Origin of the sequence: Alkanindiges hydrocarboniclasticus (assembly GCF_001982605.1) — a bacterium.
GTDB classification, from domain to species: domain Bacteria; phylum Pseudomonadota; class Gammaproteobacteria; order Pseudomonadales; family Moraxellaceae; genus Alkanindiges; species Alkanindiges hydrocarboniclasticus.
In genome coordinates, this window is sequence record NZ_MLCN01000008.1 from 173,434 (window position 1) to 189,730 (window position 16,297).

A 16,297-nucleotide genomic window follows, 5' to 3' on the forward strand; every position below is an offset into this window, starting at 1 on the left:
TTTTCTAGCCATTACATTCTATTGATATGACCCTCAATCAACTGCCTTAATATGAAAATCCCGGCTTTTTACCAGTTCAACTGCTTGCGGGTTTAAATCAATCGTTACGGTATTATTTTCGACATTAATTAAAAAAGCAGTAATAAACGATATGCCGTCGTTATCATCATGTTCATTGCGCAGTACGACATAGGTTTGAGTCAGGTCAGCAATTGCTTCTAGATGGGTGGTGGTTGATGCCACGTTGTCCCGAAAGACCTGCTTGAGCTCAAACAGGTGATACTGAATCTGATTATTGGCTGCATGGCCTTCTACAATTTTAGCCAGTAAATGATTAATTAATAACTGTGCCGCAAAGTAAAGATTTGGTTTATCAATTGTCTGAAGGGGCATATAGGTGTTCCTGTTTTAAGTAAAAATCTAAGCTTCTAATTTATTAAGTGAAACTTAAATTCTCCACTTTTTCTTGTAAAATCAAGTAACTTTTAGCAAGCTGTTATCCGCAATTAACTCTTATTTTCCATAATTTTAACTTTTTGCTTAAGTTCTATCCTCTATCACTTTAAGTCATTAATCTGAACCTATGTTCAGGTTTTAAAACAGGTTTTTTATATGGCTCTACTCGTGTTTGTACTGTAGCTTCGGGCAAAAGCCATGAGAATTAAAAGCCAGCGCTATCAGCCATCACAGGTTTCAAACCAGTAAAAAAGCCAATACATAACTTAGAACGATTTGCATTTACAATTACTGTTGTTAATGAAACTTAGGCAAGGCATGATCACTCAACAAATTACTGCTGTAGCGTTAAAGCTCATAGCAATCTGGCTGGTTTTACAGATGTTTTTAAACGTACCCAGTCTGGTTATGCTGTCTACTCATCTTGAGCAATATCAGCAAAAAGCTATTCCAGCGGTAATTTATTTCTGGATGATTACCTGTTTTTTGGTGGTTGGTCTGGTAGCGGCATATCTGGTGTTTAAAACAGCAGCTTCTGTACTGGCAACAGCTAAAACAGATACTCCCTTAGCGCTCGGTGAGGATTCACAAAAAATACTGTTCCAGCTTGCCGGTATTTATTTTGTTGTGCGTTCACTAGCTCAGCTTCCTGCCTCATTGTCCTTTATCCCTATAGCACCATCCGTCGACATGGCCAATATACTGGGACTGCTGGGTATTATTATCCAGTTACTGGCAGGTTTATGGTTAACGCTGTGTTCCGGCTTTTGGGTAGGATTAATGCAACATTTGAGAAATGCATCACAAATTAAAAAATGATGATAATGATTAAATTTATTTTAATTTCAATGTATTAACAATTTATTACATTACTTGGATATTTTAATTGTTAGCTTCGTCGGCTTGTCAAATGTATTGCTGTCATCATGCTGAATAGAGTCTTTGTTTACTAGACGTACATAAAAGAAGCATAAGTTAATCTGGATATCAGTGTTTGATGATCAGGTTAAAGGACAGTATAAAAATCACATGGGCAATGGGTTAAGTTAAGCTATAATTTACAAAAGCTTCTAACTCAACAGTAAAAATTACAAATAGCAGCTACTGATCTCAGATTATTCAAAGAATTCATGGAAAAGTAGCATTGAAAACAACACAGAATTTCAGCAATTTAAGCTTATAAACAAGCATATAGCTTAACATCGTTTGCTGAAAACAAGGGGCCGGCCATGAATCATCCCAATCGTTATCTCTATGAGCAGCAGGTATACAGCAACTTTAATAACATCATGTATTGGCGTTTATTGTACCGGATGGGGCTAGTGTGTATTAGCGTATTTTTTATTATTGGGTTAGTGAAACAAAGCTGGTTAGTGCAGGCAAATTATTTAAGTGTTCTTGATATAACAGCCCTGATTATCATTCCCCTGATTATGACAGAGCTTATTTTAAGGCGGCATCAATATCCCAATAAGCGCTGGAATAGTATGATTCTACTGGCCAGTTTTATTATTGGCTTGTCATCGCTAGGAGTTTTTTACTAGCTGCTCCTTAATTAATTGTTCTGTCATCAAAGCGTGAATGCCCTAGGACTTGCTATTTTATTAAGCATATCAAGTCCTATTAATCATTGAAGCCATAAAAATAATAGCAATAACAAGAAATCAATTTTGCACGAGTAATGGGCTGTTTAAACTGTATTCCATACCAGCGTGGCAGGGTAATGGGATTTAAAAAATGACGATTAATATTGATGAAATTAACCGAAAATATGGGCACAGCCCGCAGCAGCTTATTGAGTGGGCGTTAGGGCTAGAGAAGCCTGCTATTTGTACAACCAATTTCAGGCCATATGAGGCTGTCATTTTGCACATGGTGACGCAGGTGAGGCCGGATATTCCGGTGATCTGGATGGACAATGGCTACAATACTGAGGCCACTTACCGTTTTGCAGATGAAGTAACCAAACTACTGAATCTTAATTTAACTATTTATTTACCTAAACGCTCGCGTGCCCACCGCGAGGCATTGGAAGGGCCTGTACCAGATATTAATGATTCCCGTCACGCAGCATTTACCGAAGAGGTTAAACTGGAACCTTTTGCCCGTGCATTGCGTGAAACAGCACCGCAAGTCTGGTTGACGGCGTTGCGTGCCAGTGATACTGCTGAGCGTGCGCAAATGCAACCAGTAAGTATTAATCCGGATGGGCTGATTAAGGTAGCCCCTTTATTGTATTGGTCATCACAGGAGATGTATGCCTATTTAACGGCGCATCAGTTACCCGATAACGTGGATTATTATGACCCGACCAAGGGCGAAGAAAAGCGTGAATGCGGCTTACACCTCAGCCATTAATCTAAAAAAATATACTCATTTATTCCAGTAAGCGAAGCTGCGCCTGCTCTTGTTGTAAGGCAAGTTCGGCTACTCCAACACCAGCCAGGCGGAACATGAGCTGTTGACTAAGCTCTGGGGTCAGGCGTTCTATGATATGCAATACTGCTGCCTGAAATTCATCATAGTGCGGAATATGGCTGGAATAGGTTACTGAGCGGGTAATGGTTTTAAACTGGCTGGTTTTTAATTTAATACTGACTGTACGTGCCATAACTTGTTTTTTTTGCATTTGTTCCCACACCCGGTAGGCCAGATTTTGCCAGTGTTCAGCCAGTTCCGGTAAAAACTTGTCATCGCTAAACGTGGTTTCCTTGGAAATTTGCTGGCGCTCCCGGCTGGCATTGACAAGACGCTCATCAATACCACGGGCAAGATCATATAGCCGGTAACCATAGCGGCCAAAATGATGCGCCAGTTCAGCCTGACTATGCCGGGCCAGTTCGCCCACAGTTTGAATGTTGAGTGACTGCATCTTTTGCAGGGTGACCTGACCAACTCCCGGAATCTTGCCAACGGGTAAATTGGGTAGAAACTGTGCTACCTGATTAGGTTTGATGACGCATAGCCCATTTGGCTTGTTCCAGTCTGAAGCGATTTTGGCCAGAAACTTGTTGGGTGCGACCCCGGCTGAAGCAGTGAGATGCGTGTGGGCAAAAATATCAGCACGAATAGCCTGCGCAACATCAGTAGCAGTGGGCAGGTTCTTAAAGTTGCTGGTTACGTCCAGATAGGCTTCATCTAGCGATAAGGGTTCAATCAGGTCAGTATACTGCTGGAAAATTTCGTGAATTTGCTGCGATACAGCACGGTATTTATCAAAGCTGGGTGCAATATAAATAGCCTGTGGACAAAGCTGCTTTGCTCTAGCCACTGACATGGCTGAGCGCAAGCCAAACTGGCGTGCTTCATAAGAGGCAGCACAAATCACCGAGCGCGGGCCATCCCATGCTACTGCCACAGGCTTGCCGCGTAGTTCCGGCTGATCGCGAATTTCGACAGAGGCATAAAATGCATCCATATCAATATGCACAATTTTACGCAAGAATCATCCTGATCATGGCAAGTAGGGTAGGGGCTATAGCTGATACACCGGGTAAGACAGCCTATTTTTTGCTGTAAACCAAAGGCTGTATCACCTGAATTAACTGTGATGATACATTGAATTTTAGGCTAAATGGCAATTAAACCCAGTGAAAAATTTTGCTGGGCCAAAGGCTTTAGGCCAAAAATAACTGGTATGTAAAATAAATAAAAGCTAAGAAAGTTTAATATGAAGTGCTATGGTAAAAATTCAAAATCAATAAGTATTGGCTAAACCATATCTGACAAATGAGAAAACCGGCATGCCTATTTCTACAGCAACCCCGCTATATAATGATGTATTAAAAAACTCATGGCAGCGTATTTGCCAGCAATTCGGACTACAAAGCCAACAGGCTTTTACTGCTCAGGTTTATGAAGAATTGCTGAACTGTTACGGGCAATCCCATCGTGCTTATCATGGTGTCCAGCATCTTGCTGAGTGCATTACTGTATTTGAAAAGGTTAGCCATCTGGCGATGCAGCCTGCACCACTGGAAATTGCGCTGTGGTTTCATGATGCCATTTATCAAACCCGCCAAAAGCCGGATGAGCCAAATAATGAGCAGCGCAGTGCTGAATGGGCTAGCCAATTCCTACATCGTTGTGGGGTTAATTCGGTAACGATTGAACAGGTCGCGCAGTTCATTATGGCAACCCAGCACCATCAGGCCAGCAATGCGGATGAGCAACTTATGGTGGATATTGATTTAGCTATTTTAGGAAGTCCACCCGAACGTTTTGCGCAATATCAGCAGCAAATCAGGGCAGAGTATGACTTTGTACCTCCTGCTTTATTTGCACTCAAGCGCCGGGAAGTGCTAGACAGGTTTTATCAGCGTTCACGGATTTATCAGACAGATTATTTTTACGGCCATTATGAACAGCAGGCCCGCCAGAACTTACAGGCAGCACTGATAGCTGAAGAAAGTTAAGCATCTTTAATAGGGGAAGACAGCTAAAAGTTGCTCAAGGGTCAATAAATCAGACAGGCATAAAAAAGCCCGACTATATTCATCCTGAATGGTCGGGCATTTCTTTAGCATCCTGCTGTACATCCTGTTCTCGAAACATCCATTCGAGCCTTGCGATTGTTGTCAACCTTTCAGTTCGCGCTATCCTTATGGCTAATCCGTGCCATGTCATCCTTGATTCGCTAAACACATCATCGCGTATTTCCCTAGCTATAAATAGTCGCCACAACCCCAATTGCTGTACGCCATGGCTTACAAAAGTTAACATTCCAGTGTAATGCTCATGCTTCAGCTCACATAAAATACATATTAGGTTTATGAACTCAGTGATTTAGGTACAATAACCCTCAAGCGTACTTAAACGGATTTATAGGATTATCTTAACAATAATGAAAATTCATCATTTAAATTGCGGCACTTTTTGCCCCAGTTGTCAGCGTTTACTGGAAGGTAAGGGCAGTTGGCTGCAATCGGCTAAGATGTGTTGCCATTGTCTGGCAATTGAAACCAATGAAGGCTTGATTCTGGTAGACACTGGTCTGGGTGTGCAGGACGTACTAACGCCAAAACATTTAGGTCGAACCTTTAGAAGTCTGATGCGGCCAAAGCTGGAGCTGGAAGAAACTGCGCTGTTTCAGCTAGACCAAATGGGCTTTAACCGCCGTGATGTGCGACATATTATTCTTACGCATCTGGATCTGGACCATGCGGGCGGAATTTCAGATTTTCCTGCGGCAAAAATTCATGCGTGTAGTACCGAAGTTGAAGCCGCGCTCAGGCCACACTGGCGCGATCAATTGCGTTACCGCGCCAAGCAGTTTGATTTTAATCCCAAATGGGCAGCCACCATCAACACGACTGATGACTGGTTTGGGTTTGAGAATATTCACCGGCTTAAAGGCATTCAGGAGGAAATTCTGCTGGTGCCATTGCATGGCCATACGCGTGGACATTGTGGCGTTGCGGTTAAGCAGTCGAGCGGAAAATGGTTGTTTCATGTAGGTGATTTATACATGGATCGTCGTAGTTTGTATGGCAAGGCCCCGGCTGCCATGACGCAATGCGAAAACCTGCTGGCTGTCGACAATCGCCAGCGCTTAGGCTATGTCAAACGGGTGCGCCAGCTAATTGACGAGCATGGTGATGAAGTTGAGGTGTTTTGTGCCCATGACATGAGTGAGCTGAACTATTATCAGGACGCATAAAGCCTGTAAATCACAGAAATTTTTTCCTCACTGATTAAAACAGGTTTTAGCCTGTCCCTGTAAAAAGCCAGATCATGACGAACTGGCTTTTTTGTATTTATGAACCTGACGGATACTCCAGTTTTTCAGGTCATCCAGATAGGTATAAATGACCGGAACCACCACCAGCGTCAGCAGGGTAGAAGTAACCACACCACCAATAATGGCATGAGCCATTGGGGCACGTTGTTCAGCACCTTCACCCAGCCCCAGAGCCAGCGGGACCATACCCATAATCATGGCGCTGGTGGTCATTAAAATAGGCCGCAAGCGGGTTTGCCCGGCCTGAATAATAGCATCCTCGCGTGATCGTCCTTCTTCAACAGCCTGATTAATAAAATCAATCAGCAAAATGGCATTCTTGGTGACCAGACCCATCAGCATAATAATACCAATAATGGAAAACATATTGAGAGTGCTTTGGAACAGGAACAAGGCCAGAAATACGCCGATGAGTGATAAAGGCAGGGAGGCCATAATAGTGAGGGGGTGTAAAAAACTATTAAACTGAGAGCCCAGCACCATATAAATAAACAATATGGCCAGAATCAGGGCAGTGGTGGCATATCCAATGGATTCTTCCATATTTTTATTTCCACCCAGCGTTTGAAACTTATAACCGGGCGGCAGCTTCATTTCCTGCTGGATTTGCTTGATATCCTCACCAATATCACCTGCCGGACGCCCTGAAGTATTGGCATCGATCAGTACTTCGCGGAACAGGTTGCGCCGGTTAATCTGTGAAGCCCCTAGCGTTTGTTCAAAGGTAGCTACCTGTGACAATGGAATCAGGCTGGGCTGCTGACCTTGATTAAAATTACTGGAAGTAAAATACAGGTTTTGCAATTGACTCAAATTTTGCCGACCGCTTTCCGGCAAGCGGACATTTACATCATAATTTTCACCATGCGGGTCTTGCCAGGTAGTAATGTTATCACCCGCCAGTAGTGGGCGCAGGGTTTGACCAATTTGCCCGACCGAAAGTCCAAGGTCACTGGCTGCTTCGCGGTTCAAATGTACCGCCAGGGTAGGTTTTGGTTCAGCAAGGGAAGAGCGCAGGTCTACAATCCCGGGGACAGTACTGACCTTGGCCATAAACTGGTCTGACAGCTTTTGCAACTGATCCAGCTCCGGCCCCGTAATTGACACCATGATTGGTTTTAAGCCACCCGAAATACTGTCGTCATCGGCTGAAACCGAAGTTACTTTAATGCCGGCGACCGATTGCAACTGCTGGCGGATGTCATTTACCAGTACCTTAAGGCCGCGTTCCCGTTGCTGCTTGGGTTTCAGGCTGATTCGCAACGTCGCCCGGTTGCGGCCCCGACTTCCGGTTGAGTTAATGGTGCCGTAAGTAGTCACCACTTCCGGAAAATCACGTAAAATACGGTCAACCTGCTTTACCTTGGCTTCGGTATATTGCAGGGTGGAATCCACAGGCGTTTCAAACTGAACCTTAAGCTCGCCCAAATCCGGGGTAGGCACAAATTCTTTACCAATCAGGCTGGCCAGCATAAAGGCAATCACCAGCGATAAAACGGCACCGCCCAGCGTTAGTAAGCGGAAACGCAAACAGAATTTTAAAATGCGGGTATAAACTTCATTTAAGCGGTCAATTTGCTGTGCGCTGGCGTCCAGAAAACGCTGAAACCAGTTTTTCTTTTTATCACTCTCCGGTTTTTCCGGCCAGATGGCAGACAGCATTGGATCAAGCGTAAAACTGACAAACATCGACAGTAACACCGCTGCGCTAACAGCTACCCCAAACTGGTAAAAGAAGCGGCCGATAATTCCACCCATAAATGCAACAGGCAAAAATACCGCTACAATCGTAAGGGTGGTTGCCAGTACGGCAAGGCCAATTTCCCGGGTGCCATCCAGTGCAGCCTGTTTATGATCCTTACCCATGGCGGCATGGCGTACAATGTTTTCACGCACCACAATGGCATCATCAATCAGCAAGCCAATACACAGGGCCATGGCCATCAGGGTCATCAGGTTAATACTAAAGCCAAATGCCCAGATCACCGCCAGCGTGCCAAACAATGAAATAGGCAGGGTCAGCCCGGTAATAATGGTCGAGCGCCATGATCCCAAAAACAGCAATACAATAAAGATAGCCAGTACGCCACCTTCAATCAGGGTTCTGACCACATCAGAAATGGAAGCACGAATGGACTTGGCCCGATCCGAACTTAAGGTGAAGGTCACTCCGGCAGGCAGTTGCTGCTTAATGTCGGCCAGCACCGCCTTACTCTGGTCAACGACTTTAATAACGTTGGCATCAGAGGTTTTTAAAATATCCAGACTCACTGCATTGTTGCCATTAAAGTAGGCACCGGTATCAGCTTCAGCCTGACTATCAACCACGTTTGCAACCTGCGACAAATAAATGGGTGTCTGGTTGCGGCGGGCAACAATCAGTCGATTAAAATCTATGGGATTTTGCAGCCGCCCTTTAACTTCAACCACCAGTTCCTGATTGCCACGCTTGAGTGTACCGCTGGGCAGTTGCAGATTTTCGGTGCGTAATACCTCAATAATCTGGTTAATACTCACACCCAGCGCCTGCATTCTTTCCGGCATCACTTCAATACGAATCTGGCGTTGTACATCGCCCAGCATGTTGACATTACCCACACCTGAAATAGTGCGTAGCTGCGGAATAATGCGCTGATCCAGATAATTACTCAGGTCGCGCATGGGCATATTGTTAGAACGAAAGATGACTGACAGTACCGGCGCATCGCTGGGGTTATAGCGCTCAATGAGCGGGTCTTCCACTTCATCACGCAATTGAGGCTGCACAATGGCAATTTTGTCACGCACATCCTGTGCTGCCAGTGTTGAAGGTACATCCAGATTAAATTCCACAATGACCGTGGACAGCCCTTCACTGGAGGAAGAAATAACCTGTTTTACACCAGAGATGGTATTGATGGAGTCTTCAAGTTTTTTGGTAACATCCGATTCCACCATTTCAGGTGAGGCACCGGGATAAGTGGTGTAAACCACCACATAGGGAAAATCAATATCGGGGAATTCTTCAACGGTCATGCGCTGCCATGAGGCCAGACCCGTCACCATCAATGCCAGCATGAGCATGGCTGTAAATACAGGATTATTTACACTAATTCGGGTGAGCCACATATTTTTACCTTATTATCGACGTTGCCAGTCCATGGGTATTCAAGCAATTAAAACGCAAAAGGACAGGGCTTAGCTGACCTTGACAGGGCGACCATTGGCCTGTTCTGAAAATTTGATCAAACTGATGACATCATCCGGCTGAATGCCTTTAACCATTACACTGTTACTGGCCCGGTCCTGCATTACCACGTCAACATTAACCCGGTGCAGGCGGTTCTGGCGAATGGCCCATACATAAGCCTGCTGGGCATTATCCTGCTGAATGGCCTGCGCCGGCAAAACCAGGCCGGACTGGCTATTGTTCAGTTGAATAGAGCCTTCAACATAGTTGCCAATGGCAAGGCTAGATGCAGGGCTACTGACATTGGCATAAAACTGTACTGCACGACTGGCTGGATCAGTGACCGGATTGATGCGGGAAATACGTGCATTAAAGACACGCTGGTCTTGTCCGGCCAGCTGGAACTGAACTGCCTGACCGACCTGAATATTATTTTGGGTATCCGGTGCGGCACCTTGTAATTCAAGTGAACTGGAATCCACAATTTCAAATAAGGTCTGGCCTGTTGCTACCGTCTGGCCAACCTGAACCTGTCGATTGGAAACAAACCCGGAAATAGGCGCGCTGACCACCGCATCATTCACTGCCTTTTGCGCAATGTTTACCATGGCCTGCTGGGCCGCCATATTTTCGCGCTGTGCACGTGCATCGGCTTTACTGCGTTCATATTCAATTTCAGAAATAAAACCCTGCTTAAACAGGCGCTGGTTGCGCTCGGCAAGATTCTGGCTTAAATCGGCCTGCGCCTTGGTAGCCGTATAGTTGGCTCGCGCTTGTAGTAAACGGGCCTGATCATCCTGATTATTCAAGCGAAGTAAAGTCTGACCTTTTTGTACCTGATTACCATTATCGGCATAGACCTGAGTGATGGTGCCTGAAGTCTGTGCCTGTACGGAGGTGCGCTGGCGGGCTTGCAGGGTTCCAGTAAACCGGATTTGGCTTGATAGGCTGCGATACTGTGGTTTGACCAGATCAGTGCCAATTAATTCAAGCTGACGCGGCGCTGAAGATTCAGGGGCAGGAGCTTCTGGTTTTTGACAGCTTGATAAACCCAAGCACAAAGTACAGGCAAGACACAGCCTTACCGATAAAACGCTTAAAATTTTCATAAAATCAAATCCAGATTTTATATAAAGTTCCGTGACTAGTTAACGAAAAATGTAGTATTTTCTACAGAATTCGCTGTAATTTTAATGGCTTATAGGTTTTATAACGTCCGTGACAGTCAATCAAAGCCCGCACTATCATAGCAAAAGCTTTAAATTTGAGCATTAATTAGTTTTTTGTTTATTCCAATTACATCGTTTTCAAACGACGGAGAATATCGTCGTACTGCTGAATGACCTGCTGCTGGCGCTCATTAATGGCCTGAATATTTTGCTGGGCCTCATGCACATTCTTTTTATTGTCTGTAATACTTTTTTTCAGCATGGCTGGCACAGGCTTGCCCTGTCGTTCATAGTTGGCAGCCTGGGCAATGTCCTTACCAAGCATCTGCTGTAAACCGGTAAGCTGGGTTTGCAGATAGGTTTTGCGTGAGGCCATATCCGCCAACATCTGATTGCGCTTTGCCGTTGCCTGCGCTACCGAGCCATAGGTTCTGCGCAAGTTGATATCGGCCTGACGCTTGGCAGCTTCGGCCTCACGCTTGGCTTTTTGGCGTGCATAGCTTTCGGTAGAGTAGGGGGGAACCCGCTTGATAACCTGCATGTTGCGGTCAAGTGCTTCATAACCGTATTTTAAGTGCTGATCAGTGATGGTACTGCTCAGGCTGGGTTGACCACTACTATTATAGTAGCGATACCAGCGAATAATCGGTTGCGGGTTGTTGACATTAGTGATGGCGCCTGAGTAGCGCGAATAATCATAAGGACTGGCAGTCGCCGAAGCCGCAGGCAGGGAAGTCAGGCAGGCCACCATGCTACCAAGCACAGCTAACCGAACAGGTAGAAAACCTGTTTTTAGCAGTGGTGACGCATTGCAAAACAACTGGCTCATATCCTTATCCTGACTTGAAGAATGATACACATTCCATCTTCCTGACTGCCATTGTAGGAAAGCACTTTCGTAAGGGCAATGGCTTTTAGAAGATTTTACAAATGCAAATTTGTGCATTTAATGTCTTAATTGGTATAAAACTGATTATTACAACATCTGAAAACAAAAAATAGTGAACCGTTGGTTCAAACCTTGGCAATTGTGCATTGGCAAAACTGCTGCAGGTGTGCTAAAAAGTGAGTAGCAAATGGGGGAAGCAAGTGATGGTGAATAAACACCCATATAACTTGCGCTCAAGATAACACGGGAAGACGAAACCAATGGAAGAAAATTTTTCTGGCTTAAAGGTAATGGTAATTGACGATTCTAAAACGATTCGTAGAACCGCTGAAACGTTGTTGCAAAAAGTAGGTTGCACAGTGTTTACAGCAGTTGATGGCTTTGATGCGCTTGCCAAGATTGCCGATTCAAATCCTGATATTATCTTTGTTGATATCATGATGCCGCGCCTTGATGGCTATCAGACCTGTGCCCTGATTAAAAATAATCAAACCTTCCAAAAAACACCTGTCATCATGCTGTCCAGTAAGGACGGACTGTTTGACAAGGCAAAAGGCCGAATTGTGGGTTCAGATGAATATCTGACAAAACCATTTAGTAAAGAAGAATTATTCAGTGCCATTCGACAGCACGTCAATATTTAAGGAGCAGCAGGATGGCTCGTATTCTAGTAATTGATGACTCTCCAACCGAAACTTACCGGTTTCGCGAGATTCTACAGCGTAATGGACATGACGTGCTTGAAGCAGCCAATGGTGCTGATGGCATTAGTGTTGCTCGTGCAGAGCTGCCGGATTTAATCCTGATGGATGTGGTAATGCCCGGGATTAATGGTTTTCAGGCTACGCGACAACTGACTCGCGGCGCAGAAACCAAGCATATTCCCATTGTTATTGTCAGCACCAAGGATCAGGAAACTGACCGCGTCTGGGGAAAACGACAGGGTGCCCGTGATTATCTGACCAAACCGATTGAAGAAACTTCTTTAATACGAGTTATTCATCAACTTCTCTCGGCAGTTTAATTATGGCAGCCCGTGGGTTTATTGAGCTTTTGCGTCTGGCCGACTATGGAAGGCAGCGGCAACAGGGTGGACAGGAAAACCAGAATACCCGCTGGTCAGGCATTGCCTTTCGATTCGCAGGCTATCAGTTTGTTGCGCCACTCGGTGAAGTTGCCGAAGTTATGCCAGTTCCCGGAAGTACCACCATTCCCAGTGCAAAAAGCTGGATGCGTGGCTTGGCCAATGTGCGGGGACGCCTCCTTCCTCTGACAGACCTCGCATTATTTCTGGATTTGCCAGAAACCGAAGTTACCCGATTAAGTAAAGTGATGATTGTCGATCAGCCCACCAATTATGGTGGCGTTATTGTTGATCAGGTCATGGGGATTCATCACTTTAACAAGCAAAGTTATTTTAGTTCAAATGCGCAGTTGCCGGATGCACTGGCGCAATATACCAGCGGCTATTTCGAACGTCATGGACAGCAGTGGCATGTATTTTTATTTAGTAAGCTAATACAGGATCAGGCTTATTTGAATGCTTCTGCCTAGCAAAAAGTTTGTGGGGTCGGAGAGATAAAGAATTAGGGAGTTTTGGGAATGAGTTTAAAATTGGGCGAGAAAAAGATGCCTTTTTCGTTGCGGGGTGGCAATGCGGGAACACCAAAGTGGCTGAAGTATATTCAGTCCTATTGGGATACCACAGCCTCTATTTTTGGTGATCCAAAACAAGCTAAGCCTTTATTGTGGCTGGGAATAGCGGGCCTGATTGTTACGCTGATTTCCATGGTTTACCTGTTTGTCAATGTGCCAAATGCCAACAATCTGACCCGTGATATTGGTGAATTGCGCCTGCTGTCACAGCAGATTTCTCGCTATGCAACTGAAGCAGCGGTATCCGGTAATGTAAAAGCAGCCCAAAACCTCAAAGTTGCTCAGGATCAGTTTAATGAGCGCCTCACAGATGTGCATGACATTTATGGCACTGGCTCTGAAGCCATTCAGGAAGTGGATACGCTGTGGAACAATATTGATGACGGTGTAAGCCTGATTTTATCCCAGCAGGAAACTGTTAACTCATTGAACGATATTGGTATCAGCATTGCTGAAGCTATTCCCGATGTTCAGGCTGAATATAACGTAGTTGTTGATGGTTTGGTGCGTGAAAATGCCCCTAATAGTCAGGTCGCACTAGCTAAAAACCAGGTTTGGCTGGCTGAGCGTATTTTACGTTCGGTAAACTCGGTACTGACAGGTGATGAAGCATCGGTTGCTTCTGCTGATGACTTTAGTACAGATGCTGAGGATTTTGGCCGCTATTTAAATGGCCAGTTGCGTGGTGATGCGGAACTTGGTGTTGAGCGTATCGGTAATGCTTCCCTACGGAGTTCATTAGAATCTATTCAGGAAACTTACAACGATGTCATTCAGGTGGCAGCAGCCCGTGTACTGGTAAATTCGCCTAAAATTACGCAGGTTCGTAATGCAGCAGGACAGGTATTTACCCAGTCCGATGGCATGCTGAAAAAGCTGGATGGCTTGTCTGATAGTGTAAACGCCCGTTACAACAACTTTGTGCCTGGCTTTATCCTGCTGTTGTCATTAGGTTTGATTGCGTATGCGCTGAACCGTTTGTTTAGCTTGCGTTCCAGAATCGACCTTGACCGTGCGCATAAAATTCAGGAAGAAAATGACCAGAACCAGACTGCAATTTTGCGTTTGCTGGATGAGCTGGGTGACTTGGCAGAAGGTGACTTAACCACCAATGCAACTGTATCGGAAGATTTTACCGGCGCCATTGCAGATTCGATTAACTTTGCGATTGACCAACTACGTACACTGGTATCCCGCATTAACTCGACTTCTGCACAGGTTGCTGATTACTCTCAGGAAACTCAGTCCATTGCCATGCAGCTTGCTGATGCATCCGAGCATCAGGCACAGGAAATTGCAGGGGCTTCTGCGGCAATTAATGAAATGGCGGTTTCTATTGATCAGGTATCTGCCAATGCCATGGAATCTGCTGCGGTAGCTGAACGTTCGGTAGACATTGCCTATACGGGTGCTGATGTAGTACAGCGCACCATTGAGGGGATGGATGTAATTCGTGAACAGATTCAGGAAACCTCTAAACGTATTAAGCGTCTGGGTGAATCTTCACAAGAAATTGGTGACATTGTATCGCTGATTAACGACATTGCTGACCAAACCAACATTCTGGCATTGAACGCTGCTATTCAGGCATCGATGGCAGGGGAAGCAGGTCGCGGCTTTGCGGTGGTAGCGGATGAAGTACAACGCCTCGCAGAACGCTCTGCTGCGGCAACCAAGCAGATTGAAGGTCTGGTAAAAACCATTCAAAGTGATACCAACGAAGCGGTTATTTCCATGGAACAAACCACCAGTGAAGTTGTTCGCGGTGCGCATTTGGCCAAGGACGCGGGTATTGCACTTGATCAGGTACAGACCGTATCACGCACATTGGCTGACTTGATTCAGAACATTTCTGATGCAGCGCGTCAACAGGCAGCTTCTGCAGGTCACATTTCAAATACCATGAATATTATTCATGATATTACCAGCCAGACCACGACAGGTACGATCAATACTGCTAAATCGGTAGGTGATCTGGCTGAAATGGCTGTTGAGCTGCGTGCTTCTGTTTCTGACTTCAAGTTACCAGAAGATCATTAAGACTTGTTTGGTTGAGAGTGTCGTCATGGATGAATTGGCACAAGATGGCTTTAAGTCTTTAATGGGTAACGAGCTTGCTACCCTGTGGCGCTCACTGATTGAGTCGCGTATTGGCATGGTGTTGCCAGCGCGACAACACCAGTTGTTTGAGCAACGCATTGTTAAAAATATGGCTCAGTATGCATTGGATGCAACAAGCTATTATCAATTGGTTTGCAAGGACAAGGCAGAGTGGCAGCGACTGGCCGAATCTCTGGTTGTTCATGAGACCTCCTTTTTTCGTCATACTCCTTCATTTGAGCTGGTTGAGCAGTATCTGGTTAAGGCCAATAAGTCAGTTAAACTCTGGAGTGTTGGTTGCTCAACTGGTGAGGAAGCATGGTCTTTGGCCATGCTGGGTGACCGCTTTGCGATGTATGGTTATGAAGTTCTGGCGACAGACATTAGCCAGCAAGTTCTGCTGACAGCCAAGGAAGGGGTTTATCTGGCACGTAAGGCTGAGCAGATTCCTGCGCGCTTTCGTTCAGGATATGGTACTGCCCTGGGCCAGCACTACTGGCAAATTGCGGAACACTTAAAGTCAAACGTTTTTTTTCGGCAATTTAACCTGATGAATGTGGTTGGATTACCGTTTAGAAAGCTAGATATTATCTACTGTCAAAACGTTTTGATTTATTTTAAGAAATTTGACCGCCGTGATATCTTGAATGCTTTGGTCAAGTGTCTGGATATCGGCGGAATATTGGTATTGGGACCTGGTGAAGTACTTGAGTGGCGTCATCCGCAATTGAAAAAAATTGAATGGTCAGGGACGCTGGCATATGAAAAAGTTTGCATCTGAATTGGATAATATGAGCACTTCTCACAAAGAAACCACACAGCAATCTGCCATGGCGCTGGGCTGGGTAATTGATTCACTGGAAGAAACGCTGCAAAATGCCCGCGATATCGTTCAGACTGCCAAGCAACCTGCCCAATTTAAAGAAGCAGGCGAGTTACTGCATCAGGTCAGTGGAACCCTGACCATGACAGAGCTGCTAGACCCGCTTATTTTGTCCGAGAGTCTAGAGCAACTCGCAGAGGCAATGGCAGCCAATAATATTGATATTAGCCATCAGCCGGTTTTGCTTAATGGCATTCAAATCCTGAACCGCGAATTGCAGTTGCTGCATCAGACA

At 45.2% G+C, this 16,297-nt stretch carries 15 protein-coding genes; 10 read left to right on the plus strand and 5 right to left on the minus strand.

Annotated features, from left to right (window positions below):
• Positions 1-33: 33 nt before the first annotated feature.
• Positions 34-393, minus strand: coding sequence for a hypothetical protein (locus BKE30_RS03990; RefSeq protein ID WP_076877348.1), 360 nt, complete (start codon positions 391-393; stop codon positions 34-36).
• Between the two features lie 381 nt (positions 394-774).
• On the opposite strand from BKE30_RS03990, the gene BKE30_RS03995 reads away from it, so the two are divergent.
• The 3 genes from BKE30_RS03995 (at position 775) to BKE30_RS04005 (ending at position 2,814) form a co-directional block, all read left to right on the plus strand.
• Entirely contained in the window at positions 775-1,275 is a 501-nt protein-coding gene (locus BKE30_RS03995; protein WP_076877349.1) for a hypothetical protein, read from the plus strand.
• 410 nt (positions 1,276-1,685) lie between these two features.
• Positions 1,686-2,000, plus strand: a complete 315-nt coding sequence (locus BKE30_RS04000) for a hypothetical protein (RefSeq protein ID WP_076877350.1) — start codon at positions 1,686-1,688, stop codon at positions 1,998-2,000.
• 193 nt (positions 2,001-2,193) lie between these two features.
• Positions 2,194-2,814, plus strand: coding sequence for a phosphoadenosine phosphosulfate reductase domain-containing protein (locus tag BKE30_RS04005; RefSeq protein ID WP_076877351.1), 621 nt, complete (start codon positions 2,194-2,196; stop codon positions 2,812-2,814).
• 19 nt (positions 2,815-2,833) lie between these two features.
• Here BKE30_RS04005 and dinB read toward each other — a convergent pair whose 3' ends face one another.
• Positions 2,834-3,898, minus strand: a complete 1,065-nt coding sequence (dinB, locus tag BKE30_RS04010) for a DNA polymerase IV (protein WP_076877352.1) — start codon at positions 3,896-3,898, stop codon at positions 2,834-2,836.
• A gap of 301 nt (positions 3,899-4,199) precedes the next feature.
• Between dinB and BKE30_RS04015 the strand changes: the two genes are divergently transcribed.
• Complete coding sequence (locus BKE30_RS04015; RefSeq protein ID WP_076877353.1) at positions 4,200-4,871, plus strand: HD domain-containing protein; 672 nt, start codon at positions 4,200-4,202, stop codon at positions 4,869-4,871.
• 428 nt (positions 4,872-5,299) lie between these two features.
• Positions 5,300-6,115 carry an MBL fold metallo-hydrolase gene (locus BKE30_RS04025; RefSeq protein WP_076877355.1) on the plus strand — a complete coding sequence of 272 codons (816 nt, stop codon included), beginning with the start codon at positions 5,300-5,302 and terminating at the stop codon, positions 6,113-6,115.
• 72 nt (positions 6,116-6,187) lie between these two features.
• On the opposite strand, the gene BKE30_RS04030 is transcribed toward BKE30_RS04025, so the two are convergent.
• From BKE30_RS04030 to BKE30_RS04040, 3 genes are all read right to left on the minus strand, one after another.
• The gene (locus tag BKE30_RS04030) at positions 6,188-9,304 is read right to left on the minus strand and encodes an efflux RND transporter permease subunit (RefSeq protein ID WP_076877356.1); all 3,117 of its coding nucleotides are present in this window, start codon (positions 9,302-9,304) and stop codon (positions 6,188-6,190) included.
• 69 nt (positions 9,305-9,373) lie between these two features.
• Positions 9,374-10,474 carry an efflux RND transporter periplasmic adaptor subunit gene (locus BKE30_RS04035; protein WP_076877357.1) on the minus strand — a complete coding sequence of 367 codons (1,101 nt, stop codon included), beginning with the start codon at positions 10,472-10,474 and terminating at the stop codon, positions 9,374-9,376.
• Between the two features lie 187 nt (positions 10,475-10,661).
• Positions 10,662-11,363, minus strand: a complete 702-nt coding sequence (locus BKE30_RS04040) for a hypothetical protein (protein ID WP_083698423.1) — start codon at positions 11,361-11,363, stop codon at positions 10,662-10,664.
• Positions 11,364-11,683: 320 nt separating this feature from the next.
• Between BKE30_RS04040 and pilG the strand changes: the two genes are divergently transcribed.
• The 5 genes from pilG to BKE30_RS04065 all read left to right on the plus strand — a co-directional run bounded on the left by pilG (position 11,684) and on the right by BKE30_RS04065 (position 15,960).
• The gene (pilG, locus tag BKE30_RS04045) at positions 11,684-12,067 is read left to right on the plus strand and encodes a twitching motility response regulator PilG (RefSeq protein WP_026469897.1); all 384 of its coding nucleotides are present in this window, start codon (positions 11,684-11,686) and stop codon (positions 12,065-12,067) included.
• Positions 12,068-12,078: 11 nt separating this feature from the next.
• On the plus strand, positions 12,079-12,447 hold the full coding sequence (locus tag BKE30_RS04050; protein ID WP_076877358.1) for a response regulator: 369 nt from the start codon (positions 12,079-12,081) through the stop codon (positions 12,445-12,447).
• Between the two features lie 2 nt (positions 12,448-12,449).
• Positions 12,450-12,977, plus strand: a complete 528-nt coding sequence (locus BKE30_RS04055) for a chemotaxis protein CheW (protein ID WP_076877359.1) — start codon at positions 12,450-12,452, stop codon at positions 12,975-12,977.
• A gap of 75 nt (positions 12,978-13,052) precedes the next feature.
• On the plus strand, positions 13,053-15,119 hold the full coding sequence (locus BKE30_RS04060) for a methyl-accepting chemotaxis protein (protein ID WP_143253649.1): 2,067 nt from the start codon (positions 13,053-13,055) through the stop codon (positions 15,117-15,119).
• 25 nt (positions 15,120-15,144) lie between these two features.
• Entirely contained in the window at positions 15,145-15,960 is an 816-nt protein-coding gene (locus BKE30_RS04065; protein ID WP_076877361.1) for a CheR family methyltransferase, read from the plus strand.
• Positions 15,961-16,297 lie beyond the last annotated feature (337 nt).